Origin of the sequence: uncultured Thiothrix sp. (genome assembly GCF_937876535.1) — a bacterium.
Taxonomy (GTDB): domain Bacteria; phylum Pseudomonadota; class Gammaproteobacteria; order Thiotrichales; family Thiotrichaceae; genus Thiolinea.
On sequence record NZ_CALFHZ010000024.1, the window covers coordinates 1 to 17,263 of the forward strand.

General features: G+C 45.0%; 19 protein-coding genes. 8 read left to right on the top strand and 11 right to left on the bottom strand.

Features of this window, described 5'->3' with window-relative positions; translation table 11 throughout:
• Window positions 1-144: 144 nt before the first annotated feature.
• The 6 genes from Q0230_RS18250 to Q0230_RS18275 all read right to left on the bottom strand — a co-directional run bounded on the left by Q0230_RS18250 (window position 145) and on the right by Q0230_RS18275 (window position 6,014).
• Window positions 145-909 carry an MBL fold metallo-hydrolase gene (locus Q0230_RS18250; RefSeq protein ID WP_298612754.1) on the bottom strand — a complete coding sequence of 255 codons (765 nt, stop codon included), beginning with the start codon at window positions 907-909 and terminating at the stop codon, window positions 145-147.
• Entirely contained in the window at window positions 910-1,590 is a 681-nt protein-coding gene (gene bamC, locus Q0230_RS18255) for an outer membrane protein assembly factor BamC (RefSeq protein WP_298612757.1), read from the bottom strand. It lies immediately after the preceding gene.
• A gap of 15 nt (window positions 1,591-1,605) precedes the next feature.
• Window positions 1,606-2,487 carry a 4-hydroxy-tetrahydrodipicolinate synthase gene (gene dapA / locus Q0230_RS18260; protein WP_298612760.1) on the bottom strand — a complete coding sequence of 294 codons (882 nt, stop codon included), beginning with the start codon at window positions 2,485-2,487 and terminating at the stop codon, window positions 1,606-1,608.
• Between the two features lie 92 nt (window positions 2,488-2,579).
• On the bottom strand, window positions 2,580-2,939 hold the full coding sequence (locus Q0230_RS18265) for a hypothetical protein (protein WP_298612763.1): 360 nt from the start codon (window positions 2,937-2,939) through the stop codon (window positions 2,580-2,582).
• Window positions 2,940-3,018: 79 nt separating this feature from the next.
• Window positions 3,019-5,025, bottom strand: a complete 2,007-nt coding sequence (locus Q0230_RS18270; RefSeq protein ID WP_298612766.1) for a histidine kinase — start codon at window positions 5,023-5,025, stop codon at window positions 3,019-3,021.
• Window positions 5,026-5,060: 35 nt separating this feature from the next.
• On the bottom strand, window positions 5,061-6,014 hold the full coding sequence (locus tag Q0230_RS18275) for a response regulator transcription factor (protein ID WP_298612769.1): 954 nt from the start codon (window positions 6,012-6,014) through the stop codon (window positions 5,061-5,063).
• A 317-nt stretch (window positions 6,015-6,331) separates the two neighbouring features.
• Between Q0230_RS18275 and Q0230_RS18280 the strand changes: the two genes are divergently transcribed.
• The 3 genes from Q0230_RS18280 to Q0230_RS18290 all read left to right on the top strand — a co-directional run bounded on the left by Q0230_RS18280 (window position 6,332) and on the right by Q0230_RS18290 (window position 8,667).
• Complete coding sequence (locus tag Q0230_RS18280; protein WP_298612771.1) at window positions 6,332-6,901, top strand: DUF4360 domain-containing protein; 570 nt, start codon at window positions 6,332-6,334, stop codon at window positions 6,899-6,901.
• Between the two features lie 316 nt (window positions 6,902-7,217).
• Window positions 7,218-7,787 (top strand): DUF4360 domain-containing protein, encoded by a 570-nt coding sequence (locus Q0230_RS18285; RefSeq protein WP_298612774.1) that lies wholly within the window; start codon window positions 7,218-7,220, stop codon window positions 7,785-7,787.
• A gap of 313 nt (window positions 7,788-8,100) precedes the next feature.
• Entirely contained in the window at window positions 8,101-8,667 is a 567-nt protein-coding gene (locus tag Q0230_RS18290) for a DUF4360 domain-containing protein (protein ID WP_298612777.1), read from the top strand.
• A 91-nt stretch (window positions 8,668-8,758) separates the two neighbouring features.
• Here Q0230_RS18290 and ppk1 read toward each other — a convergent pair whose 3' ends face one another.
• Entirely contained in the window at window positions 8,759-10,888 is a 2,130-nt protein-coding gene (gene ppk1 / locus Q0230_RS18295; RefSeq protein WP_298612779.1) for a polyphosphate kinase 1, read from the bottom strand.
• Window positions 10,889-11,041: 153 nt separating this feature from the next.
• Here ppk1 and Q0230_RS18300 point away from each other — a divergent pair, with 153 nt between their 5' ends.
• Together Q0230_RS18300 and Q0230_RS18305 are read left to right on the top strand one after the other, a co-directional pair.
• The gene (locus Q0230_RS18300) at window positions 11,042-11,512 is read left to right on the top strand and encodes a peroxiredoxin (RefSeq protein ID WP_298612782.1); all 471 of its coding nucleotides are present in this window, start codon (window positions 11,042-11,044) and stop codon (window positions 11,510-11,512) included.
• A 23-nt stretch (window positions 11,513-11,535) separates the two neighbouring features.
• Window positions 11,536-12,957, top strand: a complete 1,422-nt coding sequence (locus Q0230_RS18305) for a PhoH family protein (RefSeq protein WP_298612790.1) — start codon at window positions 11,536-11,538, stop codon at window positions 12,955-12,957.
• Window positions 12,958-13,007: 50 nt separating this feature from the next.
• Here Q0230_RS18305 and Q0230_RS18310 read toward each other — a convergent pair whose 3' ends face one another.
• Both Q0230_RS18310 and crcB read right to left on the bottom strand, forming a co-directional pair.
• Window positions 13,008-13,658 carry a carbonic anhydrase gene (locus Q0230_RS18310; protein WP_298612793.1) on the bottom strand — a complete coding sequence of 217 codons (651 nt, stop codon included), beginning with the start codon at window positions 13,656-13,658 and terminating at the stop codon, window positions 13,008-13,010.
• A 121-nt stretch (window positions 13,659-13,779) separates the two neighbouring features.
• Window positions 13,780-14,169 carry a fluoride efflux transporter CrcB gene (gene crcB, locus Q0230_RS18315; protein ID WP_298612796.1) on the bottom strand — a complete coding sequence of 130 codons (390 nt, stop codon included), beginning with the start codon at window positions 14,167-14,169 and terminating at the stop codon, window positions 13,780-13,782.
• Window positions 14,170-14,349: 180 nt separating this feature from the next.
• On the opposite strand from crcB, the gene Q0230_RS18320 reads away from it, so the two are divergent.
• Together Q0230_RS18320 and Q0230_RS18325 are read left to right on the top strand one after the other, a co-directional pair.
• A complete protein-coding gene (locus Q0230_RS18320; RefSeq protein ID WP_298612799.1) occupies window positions 14,350-14,694 on the top strand; it encodes a hypothetical protein in 345 nt (114 codons plus the stop codon).
• Window positions 14,694-15,224, top strand: a complete 531-nt coding sequence (locus Q0230_RS18325) for a GNAT family N-acetyltransferase (RefSeq protein WP_298612811.1) — start codon at window positions 14,694-14,696, stop codon at window positions 15,222-15,224. Before Q0230_RS18320 ends, Q0230_RS18325 begins: the two co-directional genes overlap by 1 nt.
• A gap of 82 nt (window positions 15,225-15,306) precedes the next feature.
• On the opposite strand, the gene Q0230_RS18330 is transcribed toward Q0230_RS18325, so the two are convergent.
• Both Q0230_RS18330 and Q0230_RS18335 read right to left on the bottom strand, forming a co-directional pair.
• Window positions 15,307-15,678 (bottom strand): DUF4440 domain-containing protein, encoded by a 372-nt coding sequence (locus Q0230_RS18330; RefSeq protein ID WP_298612802.1) that lies wholly within the window; start codon window positions 15,676-15,678, stop codon window positions 15,307-15,309.
• Window positions 15,679-15,686: 8 nt separating this feature from the next.
• On the bottom strand, window positions 15,687-16,139 hold the full coding sequence (locus Q0230_RS18335) for an SRPBCC family protein (protein WP_298612805.1): 453 nt from the start codon (window positions 16,137-16,139) through the stop codon (window positions 15,687-15,689).
• Window positions 16,140-16,412: 273 nt separating this feature from the next.
• On the opposite strand from Q0230_RS18335, the gene Q0230_RS18340 reads away from it, so the two are divergent.
• On the top strand, window positions 16,413-17,263 hold an 851-nt coding region (locus Q0230_RS18340), incomplete at its 3' end, for a substrate-binding domain-containing protein (protein ID WP_298612808.1).

Consider the following 17,263-nt stretch of genomic DNA (forward strand, 5'->3'; position numbering starts at 1 on the left):
CGTCCTCAAGAAGTTGCGCATTATACAGACCACACATCAACCGTCAACTACCTTTCTGAAAATTTTATGCAGCTTTTTTGACAGTCAAAATTTAAGCCTTAGAACTCAAGCAGTTAAGCTCGAAAGAATTTTAATTTTTTTCTGTTAGTTTAAGGTTTGCCAGCCTAACCCCTCGAGTTGATTGGCTATTTTTATGCCATCAGCATCACCACCTACTCCTGTGCAAAGCGCTGCATAGGCATACTCGGGCAAATTATTGACTTCACTGAGATGGCAACCAACTAAAGACTGCAGTTTATCGAGCTTGAGTTGCTTGAGTAGTTCTACTGCCTGCTGATTGGATAAATGCCCATAGCGGCTCTCAAGCCGCTCTTTTAGAGTATAAGGATAAGGCCCACGACGCAGCATGTCGGTTTCGTAATTGCACTCAAGCATTAAACCCTGTAGATCATTGAGCTGTTCAAGCATTGCGTCGGTATAACTCCCCGTATCGGTTAATACACCTAAGCGTACTGAACCATCTGAAATTACAAACTGACAAGGTTCACGTGCATCATGAGGCACTGCAAATGGACTGACTTCCAAATTGCCAAGGGCTAAAGTTTGTTTGAGATTAATGAATTGCGTTTGTGCAAACTGTTTATCAGCTACTGCTTTGAAAGTACCCACAGTTAAACAGACCGGAATTTGATAGCGCCTTGATAAGCGTCCCACGCCTAAAGCATGATCGCCATGTTCGTGTGTAACTAAAATAGCGCTAAGTGAATCAGCTGAGCAGCCTAAGCGCTGTAAACGACGTTCAGTTTCTGCAAGTGTGAAACCACAGTCGATAAGAATGCGAGTTGACCCGCACTCTATTAAAGTTCCATTGCCTTTGCTGCCGCTACCTAAAGAGGCAAACCGAAGCATTTATTGAGCAAGCTCAGCCTTCAAGCGAGTTAATAAAGCACTGGCTTCCTCAGCTTTGACCGGCTTGCCTGCTTCATCACTCACCACAATTAAACTTTGCACCCCGCGATCACCAATAATAAAGCGATAACTCGTGCCTTTGGTTTCTTTACCATCAACGATTTTGAAGCTTAAATAAGACATAAAGCGACTAATCACATTTTTATCTTTTTCTTCTTCAGCATTTGTGGCAGTAACCGTATAAATACCTTGCTCATACTGTTGATTAGCAACTGTTAAGCCCATCCGCCCTAAAGCCTGACCCGTTTTGGCCCAAACTTGATCGTAGCGTCCCGCCACGGCTAACACCGGATTACCATCTTTCAAGCTACTTAAAGACGCATTTAACCCCGCACTGTTTGGCATGACCACACCACTTTGACCCGCAACAATAGCTGCTTGAGTCGGTGGAGCTACATCAGCCGCAGACACAGGCCGTTGAATTGTATAAGTAGAGTCAAACGCTGGGGCGCTTAAACCGGGTGGAATCTCTAAATTCGCAATCGAACCACTATTACCACGATAATTGACGGTATCAGTAATAGAATCAATTTTTAACCAAGAGCAGCCTGACACAAGTACGGCTGAACTGAAAGCAAATGCAATTACTAAAGTGCTACGTGCTCTTTTACTGCTGATCATAAACCCTCGCTGCTCCTATGCGCACTGAAGTCCTGCTTTCTGCATTGCCGCTAAGATCGTCGGGCGCAATGCTTCAGATAAAGGTACTAAAGGTAAACGCAAGCTTTCGCTACCGAAGCCTAGTTTGTGGACAGCCCATTTTACCGGAATTGGATTTGGTTCTAGGAATAAAACCCGATGTAAGTCAGCTACAGTAGCATCAATGCGTGCTGCCGTTTCCCGATCACCGGCTAAAGCAGCTTTACACATTGCGTGCATTGCAGCAGGTGCGACATTCGCTGTGACCGAAATATTGCCTTTGCCACCGGCTAGAATAAGCTCCATTGCGGTTGCATCATCGCCGCTATAGACATCCATACGCTCGCCACAACGCTGAATAATATCGCGCGCGCGCTCAATATTGCCGGTTGCCTCTTTAATACCCACAATATTAGAGATCGAAGCTAAGCGTTCCACCGTTTCAGGCAATAAATCGCAACCTGTGCGACCTGGCACATTATAAAGAATTTGCGGGATAGCCACGGCTTCAGCAATCTTTTTGTAATGCTGATATAAACCCTCTTGCGGTGGCTTATTGTAATAAGGTGTAACCAATAGACAGGCATCTGCCCCATCACGCATCGCCGCTTGAGTCAGCTCAATCGCTTCATCTGTGCTATTAGAACCGGTGCCTGCAATCACTGGAATACGTTTATTGACCAGCTGTACAACACGCTTCACGACATAACTATGTTCTTTGTGCGAAAGGGTTGCAGATTCGCCAGTCGTCCCTACCGCCACAATAGCATCAGTCCCATTCTCAATATGAAATGCTACTAATGCTTCTAATGCTTGCTCGTCAATGCCCCCTGTGTGGGTCATAGGGGTGACCAGTGCTACCATACTGCCGCGAAACATGGAGTCCCTCCAGTGATTAAATCTGCAAAGCATACTACTTGATGCAGTTAGGGAAACACAAGCATTACCGCGGCAGCCTTGAACTTAGCTCCTTAGCAACTCGATTGGAGCTTCCAATTAATTTCCACTTGATAATTCAAGCGGCCTGCAGGTTCATGCTCCCATTTCACTTCCAGCTTGCATTGCCCACCGGAAGGATCACAACCGGCAGCAGGCTTTGTGACAATATTAGCCTGACCATAGCGCCGTTTGCTGTATACAATCCTTGCATCATCAAACACCGCACAAGCTTTTGGGGCAGTCAGCTTAATCACATCACTGCCTTTGCCACCAGCCTCTTCAGCATGCTGATATTCTACTTTAGTCGGCGCTAAATCCGCCGCAAAAGCCATCGGTGCAATTGCTAGACCCGCAAACAAAATCAATTGATTAGTAAATCTCTTAATAAACATATCGAAATCCTCAAAATAGACGACCAACTTACACAAGCCTTTGTTTTTTCAATCTTTTAGCTTGTTTACCTACGCCCACCTATACACCGTTAAGGGGTAATCCGATCTCAAGACAAGTACCAACAGCACTTGGCTTGATTGCGAATTCCGCTTTAATTTTTTGTGCACGGTATTGCATATTTTTCAATCCATTACCGCCACTACCACCTAAGTTGAAGCCCTTGCCGTTGTCACAGACCTCGATATTAATTAGACCTGCGCCTTCTGGTTTTGTTACTGACTTAGCAGACAAGCGGATACAAGTGGCGCCAGAATGCTTTAAGGCATTCGTGAACGCTTCCTGCAAAATCCTTAGTAAATTCAGTGCCCGCTCTGGGCCAAAATCAGCTAGAGGTGGCAACTCATCTACATCCCATTCCAACTCCACCCCACAAGCCTCTAAAGCCACACCAATACGAGTACGGAACATGCCAAGCATGGCGGGCAAATCGGTACTAGCACTACCTAATGAGTCGATCATTAGACGTAAATCGTTTAAAGCATTGTGGGCAGCGCTACTTAATTGCTCTCGATCTACCGTACCGCTTTCTAACTGACGTAGCATGCTAGTCAGATAAACGCCGATCCCATCATGCATATCGCGCATAATCCGTGAGCGCTCATGTAATAACACTTGCTCTTGGCCTAAAATCCGGATCGTTTCATAGCTTTGTGCCACCTTGCGGGTTTTCTCTTCGACCCGTTCTTCCAGCTCTTGATTCAGCTCAATCAATTGCGCATTGAAGCTTTCCATTGCCTGTAAGGAGCGCACAAAACGTTGTAGCAAAATCCAGCCAAAAGCTAATAAGACAAAAGGTGCGCCGAAGTGTAAAAACCGCCCATAGGCTAGAGACTCAAGATTCAAAATCACCATTAAGTCATAAATAGCTAAGAGCGCGACCACACTGCCAGCAGCAACTAATACATATAAATCTGCACTACGAATCTTCCAGGCCTCACGCGCTGAGAACAACAAGACATACAACAAACTCATACACATGAGCGGATAGGCTACAAAACGCAATAAGTTATAAAACCAAGCTTCCGGCACAACAGCCAAGACCACCGCTGTGATGGCAAAAACCCAAACGACCATCCGCTCTGTACGTGGGTGACGTTGTTGTAAGAAACGATGCACAAAAAACACCGCAACTAAGCTCAAACCACCTAAACTCACCACACTTAACCAGTCCCAAAAATGATAACTCCCCACAATATTCACCACGAATTGATCGAGGGTATATAAAGACCAGAACAAACCGCCTAAAGCGCAAAAGCCATATTCAATATCTTGCCGGCGATACAGCCACAACAAGCCAATCGCACAACTCAGTACAAATACGACTAACGCAATGGTTTGTGGCAAAGTAGAGCGAAAGAACTGGTAATGCTGATAACTTGCCTCCAACACTTCCGCACGCCCAATCACTAAACGATCTAAAAATCCGGCATTCGCCGGTTGGCTGACTACATAAATATCAAAGTAATTATCACCTTGATTTAACAAACCTTGTGGAATTGCAAACATTAAAGGCCGATTGGTATTCCGTGCCACAGGTGCTTGAAAGCTGCCACCCCAACCGATCAACTTGCCATTCACAAATACGGCCGGATCACCCCCTGTTGCAGGTAACACCAACCCCCATAAACCAGAAGGTGCGGTGGAAAAAATTAGCTTCACCCGATAGACCGCTTGTCCTGCTGCTAATTTCGGCATCACCGCAAACTCATCGCGCCACTCATGTGGCAAAGTCACTGCTTTACCCTGAGCGAGTTTGGCTAAAGACTGCTGTACACAACTACCTAAAACATCCGCTAAAGGCAGGGCAATATCCGCCGTGGCTAAGTTATCATCGATACTTGAGGGGCAAGCAGCAGGATCAGCAACCACAAGCGAGGCATTATTCAGATTTAAAGTACCTTCCTCAGGTGGCTGGTAACGCACGGTTGTAATTTGCCAACCTAGCACTAAGCAAATCCCTACTAACAACAGAACCGGCCAAGCACCCAAACGAGCGGGTACTCGTAAATCAATAATATTTTTCAAGCCAACAGTCCTTTACGAATGAGTCTGAGCATCCGCTATAACTGATCTAACATTGCTTTTAAAGCTTCTTCATGGCTAAAACCTTGCGTCAACATTGCTTGGATAATGGATTTATCATCTGCATTGAAGCTCTTACGCACCGCCACAAAAATTTCACCAGCTGAATAATGTAATTGTTGTAAGCATTGAATACATTGACCCACTTCGAGACCGAAAACCATTTTCAATACATCGAGAATCTCTGCGCCAGTTTTGCCACCCATTTTTAAAGCTTCAGCGACTTGCTTGGCATCTTTGTGGGCAGGTTGAGAAGCTTGGTTCTGCAAGATACTCAACTGCCCCATGCGCCAACCTTCAAACACTGCTTCATTACGTGAATTCACCTCAAGTTTTTGGTAAATCCGCTTAATATGCGAAGCCACAGTGTGCGGCGAAATATCTAAAGAACGCGCAATTTCCTTATTCGAATAACCCCGTGAAATGTATTGCAGCACCATTTTTTCTTTCGGAGTCAGCAGCGCGTCATTTTCGTTGCCACTGGCAGATCCGGTATCACCCTGCTGGAAATAGTCCAGAATATAACGGGCAATCGCTGGGCTAATCGGTGAACCACCTTGCAATAACTGCTGAATAGCTTCTGCGATATGAGTGGCTGGCTCATCTTTCAATAAATAGCCACTTGCGCCCGCTTTAATCGCTTCCACCACACTATTTTCATCCCCAAAGCGCGAAATCACCATAATTTCGGCTTTCGGATGCTGCTCACGAGTTTGTTCGATCAATTGCTTACCATTACCGTCTGGTAAACCTAAATCAGTCAGCAATACATCTAAGCTATTGTTTTCCAACCACTTAGACGCATCAGTATAGGTACTAGCCATCCCGACTAAATTTAAACTGGATTGAGTACGGATAATGTCCGCTAAACGATTCAGAGTTCCTTGGTCATCTTCGACCAAAAACACTCGTTGGATGTGTGAAGTTGTCATAAACGCGCGTCCTCAAATCGTTCACTAATTACTTGTCTTTAAACTCTATTTAGCATGATTTTATACGTTATCCCTAATGCCTTGCGTACCCCTCAAATAGGGGATTAGTGATTTCAAGCTCAGCGGAAAAAGTTGACATCGATAAGCTCCCTCGTTTAAGGGATGAAAGGTAGAGGTTCAATACTTATCTAGGGGATGCACAAAGTTTCGAGGGAAGCGCACTATGAGCACCAGATGGCAAGCAGATAGCAGCAAACGCCACCCAGAACACACCAGTAAGTAACTCGAATTCTTCGATACGTAGTGAGGACAAGATTATGAAAACTTTAAGCACTTTAATCGCAGCAGCCACTTTAGCTTTAGCAACTGGCACTGCTTCGGCAGCCCCGAGCAATAACTCTGTTTATTTCCAAGCTCCGGCGATTGCAGGCTCTGGCTGCCCTGCTGGTACTACCGATTTTGCAATCACCCCAGACGGACAGACTTTAACCGTATTGTTTGATTCCTTCAGTGCTGACCCCGGTAATGTAACTTGTAATTTGGCAATCCCAGTCCATGTTCCGAATGGCTATCAAGTATCACTGATGACCGCTGATTATCGTGGCTTCGTCCAAGGTAAAGCTGAATTACGCCGCTCTTATTTCTTCGCGGGAGCAACTGGTCCATCCTTAGTCACTCCATTGACCTCACCTGGTGGTAAGGAATACACCCAACGTGACAATATGTTGGCCATGACTGAAACCTTTGCCCGCTGTGGTACAGACGTAAACCTACGGATTAACAGCCGGATTCGTACCCGTACTAATAGCAGCTCGATTAGTGTTGACTCTTTAGACTTAAATAACGGCATGATTTTCCATCTGAAATACAAAAAATGTAATTCATAAGTTTTGATCTAAACACTCCTGACTGATTTTTCACGCATCTCCATCTTTGGCGCTCTTACTTAACGGTAAGGGCGCTTTTTTTATTTCTACAGCCCTCAAGACCCGCACTGAGCAAACTACGGACTAAAAATTATCCCTCCCTTATTTAAGGGAGCTTAAAAAGAGCTGATTTACTTATCTGAGGGATGCACGACTTGAAGTTAAATTGGCAGAATGACTTCCATGGTGATGCAGCAAAGCAGGCGAAATGAGCCAACAGCCGCGAACCAAAAAATTCAAGTTAATCAGTTTCAATCTTTGATAAGAGGGTTTTGCAATGAAAACTTTAACCGTATTAGCATCTGCCTTAGTCACTGCTGCTGCTTTAAGCCAATCTGTTTCCGCAGCACCCAGCAATAACGCTGTTTATTTCCAAGCTCCGGCGATTGCAGGCTCTGGTTGCCCTGCAGGCACTACCGATTTTGCGATCACGCCTGATGGACAAACTTTGACTATCCTGTTTGATGCATTCAGTGCTGACCCAGGTAATGTCACTTGTAACGTAGCAGTACCTGTGCATGTACCGAATGGTTTCCAAGTATCACTGATGACCGCTGACTTCCGTGGTTTCGTGGAAGGTAGTGCTGAATTACGTCGCTCTTATTTCTTCGCGGGTGCTACAGGCCCTGCTTTAGTAACTCCGCTCAGCTCATCGAGTGGTAAAGAATATACTCAACGCGACAATTTGATGACCATGAGCGAATCCTTTGCTAAATGTGGTCAAGATGTAAACTTACGCATCAATAGCCGGATTCGCACTAAAAACAGCAAGAGCTCTATCAGCGTTGACTCGTTAGATTTAAACAATGGCATGGTTTTCCAGTTGCAATACAAAAAGTGTAACTAATCCCTAATCTAGACCTGATTGAATCGTTCACATAGTTCCATCCTTAGCGCTCCTAACCGTTGGTAGGAGCGCTTTTTTTATTAGGCATGCGAAAACTGTCCCTAAAACTCTTAATAAGTTCACTCCTCCCGCTCCCCTATTTAAGGGAGTAGGTTTACAAGCACGCTTACTTATCTTGGGGATGCCCGCTATAGCTAGTACTTGGCAAGATTAGCAACAGAGTGATGCACCTAATCACCGCAGTTGCTAGACAACTTAATAAACAAAATTTTTTAATTGATCCGCTATTCAATGCAATAAGAAGGACTACCCGATGAAGAAGTTAACCCTTGTAACGAGTGCTTTACTGACTGCTATCCTGAGCCAAGCGAATGTCGCGACTGCTAACCAAGATGCTGTTTATTTCCAAGCACCCGCCATTGCAGGCTCTGGCTGTCCGGCTGACACCACTGATTTTGCGATTACCCCAGATGGACAAACCCTGACCATTTTGTTTGATGCCTACTCAGCTGATCCTGGCAATAAAACTTGTAATATCGCCGTACCGGTACATGTTCCTAATGGCTTCCAAGTTTCTTTAGTCACTGCTGATTATCGTGGCTTCGTTGAAGGTCGTGCTGATTTACGTCGCTCTTATTTCTTCGCGGGGGAAGTGGGTCCAAGTTTAGTGACACCTTTTAATGCAGCCAGCGGACGTGAATACACTGAACGCGATAGTTTAACCACCTCTAGCCACACTTTTGCTCGTTGCGGTCAAGATGTAAATTTACGTATCCAATCCCGCATTATGACTAAGACCAATAACAGTTCTATTAGCGTCGATTCATTAGACTTAAATAACGGCATGGTCTTCCAATTACAATACCAACGCTGCCAATAAGTCGATGGGTAGGCTCTAGCTAGGGGGTTCTAGCTAGAGCCAAATTCCCTGTCCTACTCAGTATAGTCAGTATAGTCAGTATAGTCGCTAGCTAGTGCATTGTAGTGGGCTGCTCCGTCAACAGCCGCCCACTATAAGCAGCATCAGTTGCCCCTAAAGAAGCCATCAACACCTCTTGAGCGGCTAATGGCAATTCGTGGAGTTCGGGTTCCAAGCGTGAATACGTTCCTTCTGCATCTAATAACCAAGCTTGCGTGTTATCTTGCAGATACAAACCAAAAGCCTCATCAAACACACGTTTGCGCAAATCTTCATCTAAAATCGGAAAGGCGACTTCAACACGACGGAAGAAATTCCGCGGCATCCAATCAGCACTTGAGCAATAAATTTCTTCTTCACTCGCATTCTTGAAGTAATACACACGCGGATGCTCCAAAAAGCGCCCCATCACTGAGCGCACGCGAATATTCTCAGAGACCCCCGGAATTCCCGGACGCAAACAACACACACCACGCACAATTAAATCGACTTGTACCCCCGCACCTGAAGCTTGATACAAAGCACTGATCACTTGTGGCTCAATTAAAGCATTCATACGCGCCATAATATGAGTGGGCTTACCCGCTTTGGCGTGCGCAATCTCGCGCTCAATTTTACGCAAAATGCTTTGGTGTAAATGGAAGGGTGACTCCAGCAAACAATTCAAATGCCGAATATGCCCAAGCCCAGTGAGCATATGGAAGATCCGATGCATATCCTCCGTCATTTCCGGGCGGCAGGTGAATAAACTAAAATCGGTATAAGCTTTGGAAGTGCCTGCATGATAGTTGCCAGTGCCTAAATGCGCATAACGCATGAGCTTTCCTTGCTCACGCCGTACGACTAAACAGAGTTTGGCATGAGTTTTATAGCCGACTACGCCATACACCACATGCGCATTAGCTTCTTGCAAGCGGCTAGTGAGAGCAATATTGGCTTCCTCATCAAAGCGCGCACGTAATTCCACTACTACAGTCACTTCTTTGCCTGCACGCGCCGCACGCGCCAAACTTTCCACTAAAGCCGAATCTTTACCCGTGCGATATAGGGTCATTTTAATCGCTAACACATCCGGATCACGGGCGGCTTGCGCGACAAAATCCAGAACTGGCTGGAAGGATTGGAAAGGTTGGTGTAATAGCACATCTCCCGAGCGAATCCGGCGGAACATATCACGTTTACCGCTCATTAAAGCTGGCAACATACCTGGCTGAAACGGGCGAAAGCGTAATTCAGGACGATCCACTAAGTCCAAAACAGTCTGCAAGCGATTCAAATTCACTGGACCACTCACCCGATAAACTTCTTGTAGCTTTAAATGAAAATGCCGCTGTAGGTAGTCTACATTTTCCTGTGGGCAGTGATCCGACACCTCTAAACGTAAAGCAGTGCCGGTATTACGTTGTGCCAGCTCGCCTTTCATGGCTTTCAGTAAATCGTCAACCTCCTCCTCATCCACATACATATTACTATTGCGGGTGATACGAAATTGATGGCAACCGCCCACAGTCATCCCGGGGAATAAGCGTCCAATGAAGGCATGTAAAATTGAAGACAAGAACACAAAGCTATCACGAGTGGGCGAAATCTCTTCTGGCAAGCGAATAATTCGCGGCAACACACGCGGTGCTTGCACAATCGCCGCATCAATCTCACGCCCAAAGGCATCAACCCCATCCAACTCAACAATAAAATTCAGGCTTTTATTAATGACCTTGGGGAATGGATGCGAAGGATCTAAACCTAATGGATTCAGTAGCGGCATTAATTCGCTATCAAAATAATCAGATAGCCACTCACGTTGCTCCTCATTCCATTTAGTCCGGCGAATAAAATAAATCCCTTCTTGTTTCAAAGCAGGAATCAGTACTTGATTCAAAACCTCATATTGCTGAGCAACTAGGACATGAGCACGCACTGCAATTTCATCTAAAACTTCATGCGGCTCTAAGCCATCAGCACCCACTTGGCTGATACCCAAAGCTTGTTGCTGACGTAAACTGCCAACACGTACCTCAAAAAATTCATCTAAGTTTGAACTAGAAATACATAAAAAGCGTAAGCGCTCCAAGAGTGGCAAGCTCTGATCTTGAGCTAATTCTAAAACGCGGTGGTTGAATGCCAAAAGGCTGAGTTCGCGATTGATGAAATACTGCGGACTCGTTAAAGGTGCTGTGCTCATGTAGGTGAGATATTCAGTTTATGTCTGTACGGATACTTGATATCAAGAAGAGTGCAACCATAATCTACAGTTGATGAATCTATGATGACAAACCCCAGTTAAATTAATAGCAACTCCACTTTTTAGCTGGCTTTAGACTAAGGATAATAAACGATGACTATTCCCACCGAAGGTATGCCCATCCCTGATTTTTCAGCGGCCATGACTTCTGGCAAGACCTTCCGCCTATCCGATTTCCATGGCAAACAAGCCCTAGTGCTGTACTTTTATCCTAAGGATAGTACGCCCGGCTGTACCACGGAAGGCTTAGATTTTAGTGCGCATTATGCTGAGTTTAAGGCCGCAGACGTGGAAGTATTTGGCATTTCCCGCGATAGCTTAAAGTCGCATGAAAACTTTAAGGCCAAACAAAACTTTCCTTTTGATTTAATTACCGATCCAGAGGAGCAGATTTGTCAGTTGTTTGATGTCATCAAAATGAAAAATATGTATGGCAAACAGGTACGCGGCATAGAACGCAGCACGTTCTTGATTGACCAGCAAGGCATACTCCGGCAAGCATGGCGCAAACTTAGTGTAAAAGGGCATGTGGCTGAAGTATTAGCAGCTGTTCAAGCGCTTTAATAATTACTATACGGAAAGCACGCATGACTCCAGCACATCCTCAACATACCCATGATAAACGTCTGTTTGTCCTTGATACCAATGTCTTAATTCATGATCCTACTGCCCTGTTCCGTTTCCATGAACATGATGTATTTTTGCCGATGGTGGTATTGGAAGAGTTAGATAAAAATAAAATGGGCGTTTCTGAAGTTGCCCGCAATGTTCGTCAAGCCAGTCGCTTTCTAAATGATCTCATTGAAGCCGAAGGTGAAGGCTCACTTGAAAATGGTGTATCGCTCGATGCCAATCAAATTTTCAGTAATGGTAAAAATCCACATGGACGTTTGTTCTTTCAAACTGAGCTAATTGAAACCACGCTGCCGCCGAATTTACCGAGCAACTCACCCGATAATGCGATTTTAGGCGTCGCGCTGAAGCTGCGTGATCGCTATCCAGAACGTGACGTGATTTTGGTCTCCAAGGATATTAATCTGCGGATTAAAGCCAATATTGTTAATCTCAAAGCCGAAGATTATTTCAATGATCAGGTGCTAGAAGATGCTGACCTCTTACCCCGCGGCTTTCATGATTTACCTGAAAATTTCTGGGAAGAACACAGCAAAAACATGCACTCGTGGAAAGAACAAGGCCATACTTTCTACCGCTTACAAGGCCCACTCACTGAAGAATGGCAGCCGGGTGAATTCATTAGCCTTGCGGGTGATAATGGCTTTCAAGCCATTGTGCGTGAAATCAAACGCGATCATGTCATTGTTGAAACCATTCATAATTATACCGATACCCGCCATGCGGTCTGGGGGATTAATGCCCGCAACCGTGAGCAGAATTTTGCCCTCAATCTGCTAATGGATCCGGATATTGATATGGTGACTTTGCTCGGTGCAGCCGGTACAGGTAAAACCCTGCTAACCCTCGCTGCGGGTTTAGCCCAAATGCTCGATGAGCAACTGTATAAAGAAATCATTATGACGCGGGTGACTGTACCTGTGGGTGAAGATATTGGTTTCTTACCCGGGACTGAAGAGGAAAAAATGGCACCGTGGATGGGTGCGCTGATGGACAATCTTGAAGTATTGACCCAACCGACTAGCGGTGGCAAATGGGCGCGCGGGGCAACGGATGAGTTTTTAATGAGCAAGATTAAAATTAAATCGCTCAACTTCATGCGTGGACGTACCTTTTTAAACCGCTATATCATTATTGATGAAGCGCAAAATTTAACGCCTAAACAAATGAAAACCCTGATCACCCGCGCTGGCCCCGGAACTAAAGTGGTGTGTTTAGGTAATATTGCGCAAATCGATACACCTTATTTAACCGAAACCTCTTCCGGCTTAACCTATGTGGTGGATCGATTTAAAGCTTGGGAACATAGCGGACACGTTACCCTACAGCGGGGCGAACGTTCACGTTTAGCCGATTTTGCCTCTGATAATCTCTAATAAATAATAAAGCAGCCTAGAAGAATGTTTTACTAGGCTGCTAATGCAAGTTAAATCGAGGTAAATGGCTCATTTGGCACATCGAAGAAATCGACTTTGCCGGTTTCTAAAGAATACTCAGCGCCCACGACCATTAAGCCATCATTGGCAATCAGCTTTTCTAAAATCTCTGAACCATGTCGAACATGACTTGTTGCCATCCGAATATTGGCACGCACTGCGTGGCGGATTAGCTCTTCAGGATCATCTTTAAGGCTAGTTTCCATTAAGGTCGCTACTGCTGGAGCAATCCGTTCTACAATATAGCGCTGGTGAGAAGAGGGATTTTGCTCTTTATTGCGTAGATCTGTTAAAGTCGCATTCACTGCACCGCATTGGGTATGCCCCATCACAATCACTAAACGCGTGCCATATTGGGTTGCGGCAAATTCAATACTGCCAATTTGTGAGGGCGCAACCACATTTCCCGCTACACGAATCACAAACAAAGCACCTAAACCCTGATCAAATACGACCTCGGCCGGTACTCTTGAATCCGAGCAGCCTAAAATAATTGCAAAAGGATTTTGCCCTGCTGTCAAAGCAGCGCGCTGGGTATGGCTAAGTAGTGAATCAAGACTACGCACATTATTGGCAAATCGCTCATTGCCTTCACGTAGACGTTGCAAAGCCTCACGGGCACTCACGGCGACATCTGTCATATCAGACTCCAGTTCCGGGCTTCCATCGCTGAGCCGGATGATTTAGTTGGTGGTGCAATGCAGTAGATCGATTAATAATCCACTTGTCAATCTCAAAACCAGCTTAAACTTATGCCAGCTCTCAAGGTGTTCGTAACCATTGCCAAGTTAAAATGCCGAGCCAAGTCATCAACACTGAACCCAGCACATGCACTAAAATCAAGCCTAATGCCCAGAGTACGCGCCCAGTTTGTAGTAGATTGAAAGTTTCCGCGGAAAAGGTCGAAAACGTCGTCAAACCACCGCAGAATCCGGTAATCCACAGCAAACGCCATTCAGGGCTGAGATTGGGCATTTGCGCAAACACCGCTAGCGCGACACCGATCACATAAGCGCCAATTAAGTTTGCAAGTAATGTGCCGGGCGGCAAAAGTGGAAACCAAGCATTTAAACGCAAACCTAGCTGCCAACGCAGCAAAGCCCCTAAAGATGCACCGAGGGCTACAGCAAGTATTGGTTTCCACGGCATCATCAGCATCCAATCACTATAAAGCGTTGATTATACGCTGCTAACTAAAACAAAGACTCGGATAATCATATGCTAAAGCTCTTAGTCAGAGATGTAAAAATCGGCTAGTTTAAACCAGCTTGCTTTTGAACAATACGGATTGAGCCAGTAAACTAGGACTTGGCTAATAACAAGGAATAAGCAATGCGAATTATTGAAGGCGACTTAGCGGGTAGCCAAGTCAAAATCAATCAAGACAATGCAACACTGGAAGTGCATTCACGTTTGATGGTAGCTAAGTCTTATCGACTGCCACAGGACATCGATACATTCGAAGTGCTCAGTAATAAAAGTTTTCATAGCTTTGAGCAATGGATCATTATGATCGTGCTCTCGCTGACTATTATTGGCCTCTTGATTTCTATTCCGATGTATTTTTTAGCGAAGAAGAAACAATTCACCGTGCGCCTTAAACCCAAACATGGAACACCCATTACACTTGAAGGCAATAAAGAAGATTGGAAAGAATTCAAACCTTACCTGAAATGATGTGTACTAAACCTAATTTTTCCATCCAGTTTAGCCCCTTACAGCCTAGCGATTTGCCCTTAATTCAGCACTGGTTGCAGCAAGCGCATGTCAAAACTTGGTGGGAAACGAGCGACTCATATGCCAACATCGAACAAGAGTTCTTACCGCTGACTGATTCAAGCAATAGTACGCGGGGCTATTTAGCTTGGTTGAATACCGAACCGATTGGTTTTATTCAATCCTATGTAGTCAAAGACTCTGGTGATGGCTGGTGGGAAGCAGAAACCGATCCGGGCGCCCGTGGAATTGATCAGTTTTTAGGAAATGCTGAGCAACTTAATCAAGGTTTAGGCACAACGATGGTACAAGCTTTTACTGTGCTTTTATTTGCTGACCCGGCTGTAACTAAAATTCAGACTGATCCAGCACCAAACAATGCACGAGCAATTCGCTGTTATAACAAAGCAGGCTTTGTAGCTGTAAACCAAGTCATGACACCCGATGGCTTGGCGCTATTAATGCTAAAGCAGCGCCCTCAAACTGACTAGATATTGGCAAACTCAGAAAACGCGTGCTAGCTTAAACAGTGTTTACAATCAGAGAGAACTATCCTGGGTTTGGTGTAGCAGTTTACCAACCCTCAGCTGCTGGCGTACCCTGATGATAAAACAACTGCCAATGCTCATGGCTTTTAATCCAAACTGAAGAACGGTAGGCAAACTCTCGTTGTCCACTTGCTAGTTGATTCGCTGAGCGAAACATCAATAGCGCTACTTGTGGTGCTAAAAGTTGAACTGCAAACTGATCAGAGATTACAGACGGACTCGTCGTTTGACTGAGTAAAAAATTTATTACGGTCACTCGATCATAAGCCCGTCCTGAGCGGCCAATTTCGTGAAACTCAGGGTGCAATAATTGATTTAACCGTGCTGATGAACAAGGTTTTCCTGGATGATGTAACTCCTGTTCTAAAGCTTGTAGTACGTTTAATAAATTAACCATTGTGTTGATCAACCCACACACAACTCACAATAGCGCTTCAATCCATCCAAACGCAATCGCACATGGCGGGCAAAATACCAAATTATAATTTTATTACTCAGTGCCGGTAGAAGCCACGACTTTGCTTGAATAGTGTATTTGAAAACCGCTTTTGTATTGCCATTCGGCAGAGCCTTAAATATCCAACTTCCCGCAAAAGCTTTAAGTATGAGTGGACCTTGAATCATTTTTATGGCTGTCACTTCGGGCGGTTTTACCTGAATAAATTCAACAACCATCTTTAAACCAGACTTAGCCAGCACATAAACTTGCGAACCCACGGCTACTTCAGTTGCACCCTGTAGAAACTGGATCGACTCTGGAAAAGGATCCCATTCATAGCGCTGCGAATAGTCCTGTGAAATAGCATAAACCTGCTGTAATGGTGCATGGATTTCGGTGTGGATTTCTAAATTAGCCATTCGATGCTCCAGAAAGATTCAAAGGCTTTATGGAAATAGTATAGCTTCGACTCTTAGCTATTTAAGAGAAAGTCATAAACATCATTAACTGATATTTCTAAGTGACTGACTCTAGCTGCCTCAAATAGTCCGTTTTACAAACCTTGTCGCCATCATCAAGAACTCATTACAATGGCCTCGCCAGACTACCCTACCGAATCTCTACCTGTGGTAGGTGCAGAGATCCTAGCATCAAATTGCTTATCCAACGCAATCAAGAGAGGAGATTGAAACATGCGTAAATTAACCTCAGCTATCCTATTGTCTACTTGCCTCATCCTGCCAGCCTTTGCGGACGAGCAAAAACCCGCCAACCCCATTATCAAAATGGCCACCACCACCAGTACCCAAGACTCTGGTTTATTGAAAGAACTACTTCCTGCTTTCCAAAAGAAAACGGGCTATGAAGTGCAAGTCACTGCCGTGGGTACAGGTAAAGCTTTAAAGCTTGGTGAAAATGGTGATGTGGATGTGGTGCTGGTGCATGCACGCTCCGATGAAGACAAATTCGTCGCAGCGGGATTTGGAAATAAGCGCTATTCAGTCATGTATAACGACTTTATTTTTGTGGGCCCCGAAGAAGATCCCGCCAAAGTGAAGGACACTAAAACTACTACCGATGCTTTAAAGCAAATTGCTGAGACTAAATCCCCCTTCGTTTCTCGTGGCGATGATTCGGGCACGCACAAAATGGAGAAAAAACTCTGGGAAAAAGCTGGTGTAAAACCTGAGGGTGAATGGTATCGCGAAGCCGGTCAAGGTATGGGCGAAGTTCTACAAATGAGTGGTGAATTAAAAGCTTATACCCTCACCGACCGTGGCACGTGGTTAGCCACAATGGATAAGTCACCGCTCAAGATTGTCTTAGAAGGCGATCAATCTTTATTGAATCCCTATGGGATTATTGCAGTTAGCCAAAAACGCTATCCCGATGTGAATCATACAGGTGCACAAGCGTTGATTGATTGGATGATTTCGCCTGAAGGCCAAAAAGCGATTGGTGACTATAAAATCAATGGGCAAGTTTTATTTACCAAAGAAGCCGTAAAGCCCCTTCCTTTAGGTAGGGGATATAAGGCTATCGG

Bases quoted from the DNA above. Each gene is read 5' to 3' on its own strand.
- Q0230_RS18250 (WP_298612754.1), bottom strand. From the start codon at position 909: ATGCTTCGGTTTGCCTCTTTAGGTAGCGGCAGCAAAGGCAATGGAACT.
- bamC (WP_298612757.1), bottom strand. From the start codon at position 1,590: ATGATCAGCAGTAAAAGAGCACGTAGCACTTTAGTAATTGCATTTGCT.
- dapA (WP_298612760.1), bottom strand. From the start codon at position 2,487: ATGTTTCGCGGCAGTATGGTAGCACTGGTCACCCCTATGACCCACACA.
- Q0230_RS18265 (WP_298612763.1), bottom strand. From the start codon at position 2,939: ATGTTTATTAAGAGATTTACTAATCAATTGATTTTGTTTGCGGGTCTA.
- Q0230_RS18275 (WP_298612769.1), bottom strand. From the start codon at position 6,014: ATGACAACTTCACACATCCAACGAGTGTTTTTGGTCGAAGATGACCAA.
- Q0230_RS18280 (WP_298612771.1), top strand. From the start codon at position 6,332: ATGAAAACTTTAAGCACTTTAATCGCAGCAGCCACTTTAGCTTTAGCA.
- Q0230_RS18285 (WP_298612774.1), top strand. From the start codon at position 7,218: ATGAAAACTTTAACCGTATTAGCATCTGCCTTAGTCACTGCTGCTGCT.
- Q0230_RS18290 (WP_298612777.1), top strand. From the start codon at position 8,101: ATGAAGAAGTTAACCCTTGTAACGAGTGCTTTACTGACTGCTATCCTG.
- ppk1 (WP_298612779.1), bottom strand. From the start codon at position 10,888: ATGAGCACAGCACCTTTAACGAGTCCGCAGTATTTCATCAATCGCGAA.
- Q0230_RS18300 (WP_298612782.1), top strand. From the start codon at position 11,042: ATGACTATTCCCACCGAAGGTATGCCCATCCCTGATTTTTCAGCGGCC.
- Q0230_RS18305 (WP_298612790.1), top strand. From the start codon at position 11,536: ATGACTCCAGCACATCCTCAACATACCCATGATAAACGTCTGTTTGTC.
- Q0230_RS18310 (WP_298612793.1), bottom strand. From the start codon at position 13,658: ATGACAGATGTCGCCGTGAGTGCCCGTGAGGCTTTGCAACGTCTACGT.
- crcB (WP_298612796.1), bottom strand. From the start codon at position 14,169: ATGATGCCGTGGAAACCAATACTTGCTGTAGCCCTCGGTGCATCTTTA.
- Q0230_RS18320 (WP_298612799.1), top strand. From the start codon at position 14,350: ATGCGAATTATTGAAGGCGACTTAGCGGGTAGCCAAGTCAAAATCAAT.
- Q0230_RS18325 (WP_298612811.1), top strand. From the start codon at position 14,694: ATGTGTACTAAACCTAATTTTTCCATCCAGTTTAGCCCCTTACAGCCT.
- Q0230_RS18330 (WP_298612802.1), bottom strand. From the start codon at position 15,678: ATGGTTAATTTATTAAACGTACTACAAGCTTTAGAACAGGAGTTACAT.
- Q0230_RS18335 (WP_298612805.1), bottom strand. From the start codon at position 16,139: ATGGCTAATTTAGAAATCCACACCGAAATCCATGCACCATTACAGCAG.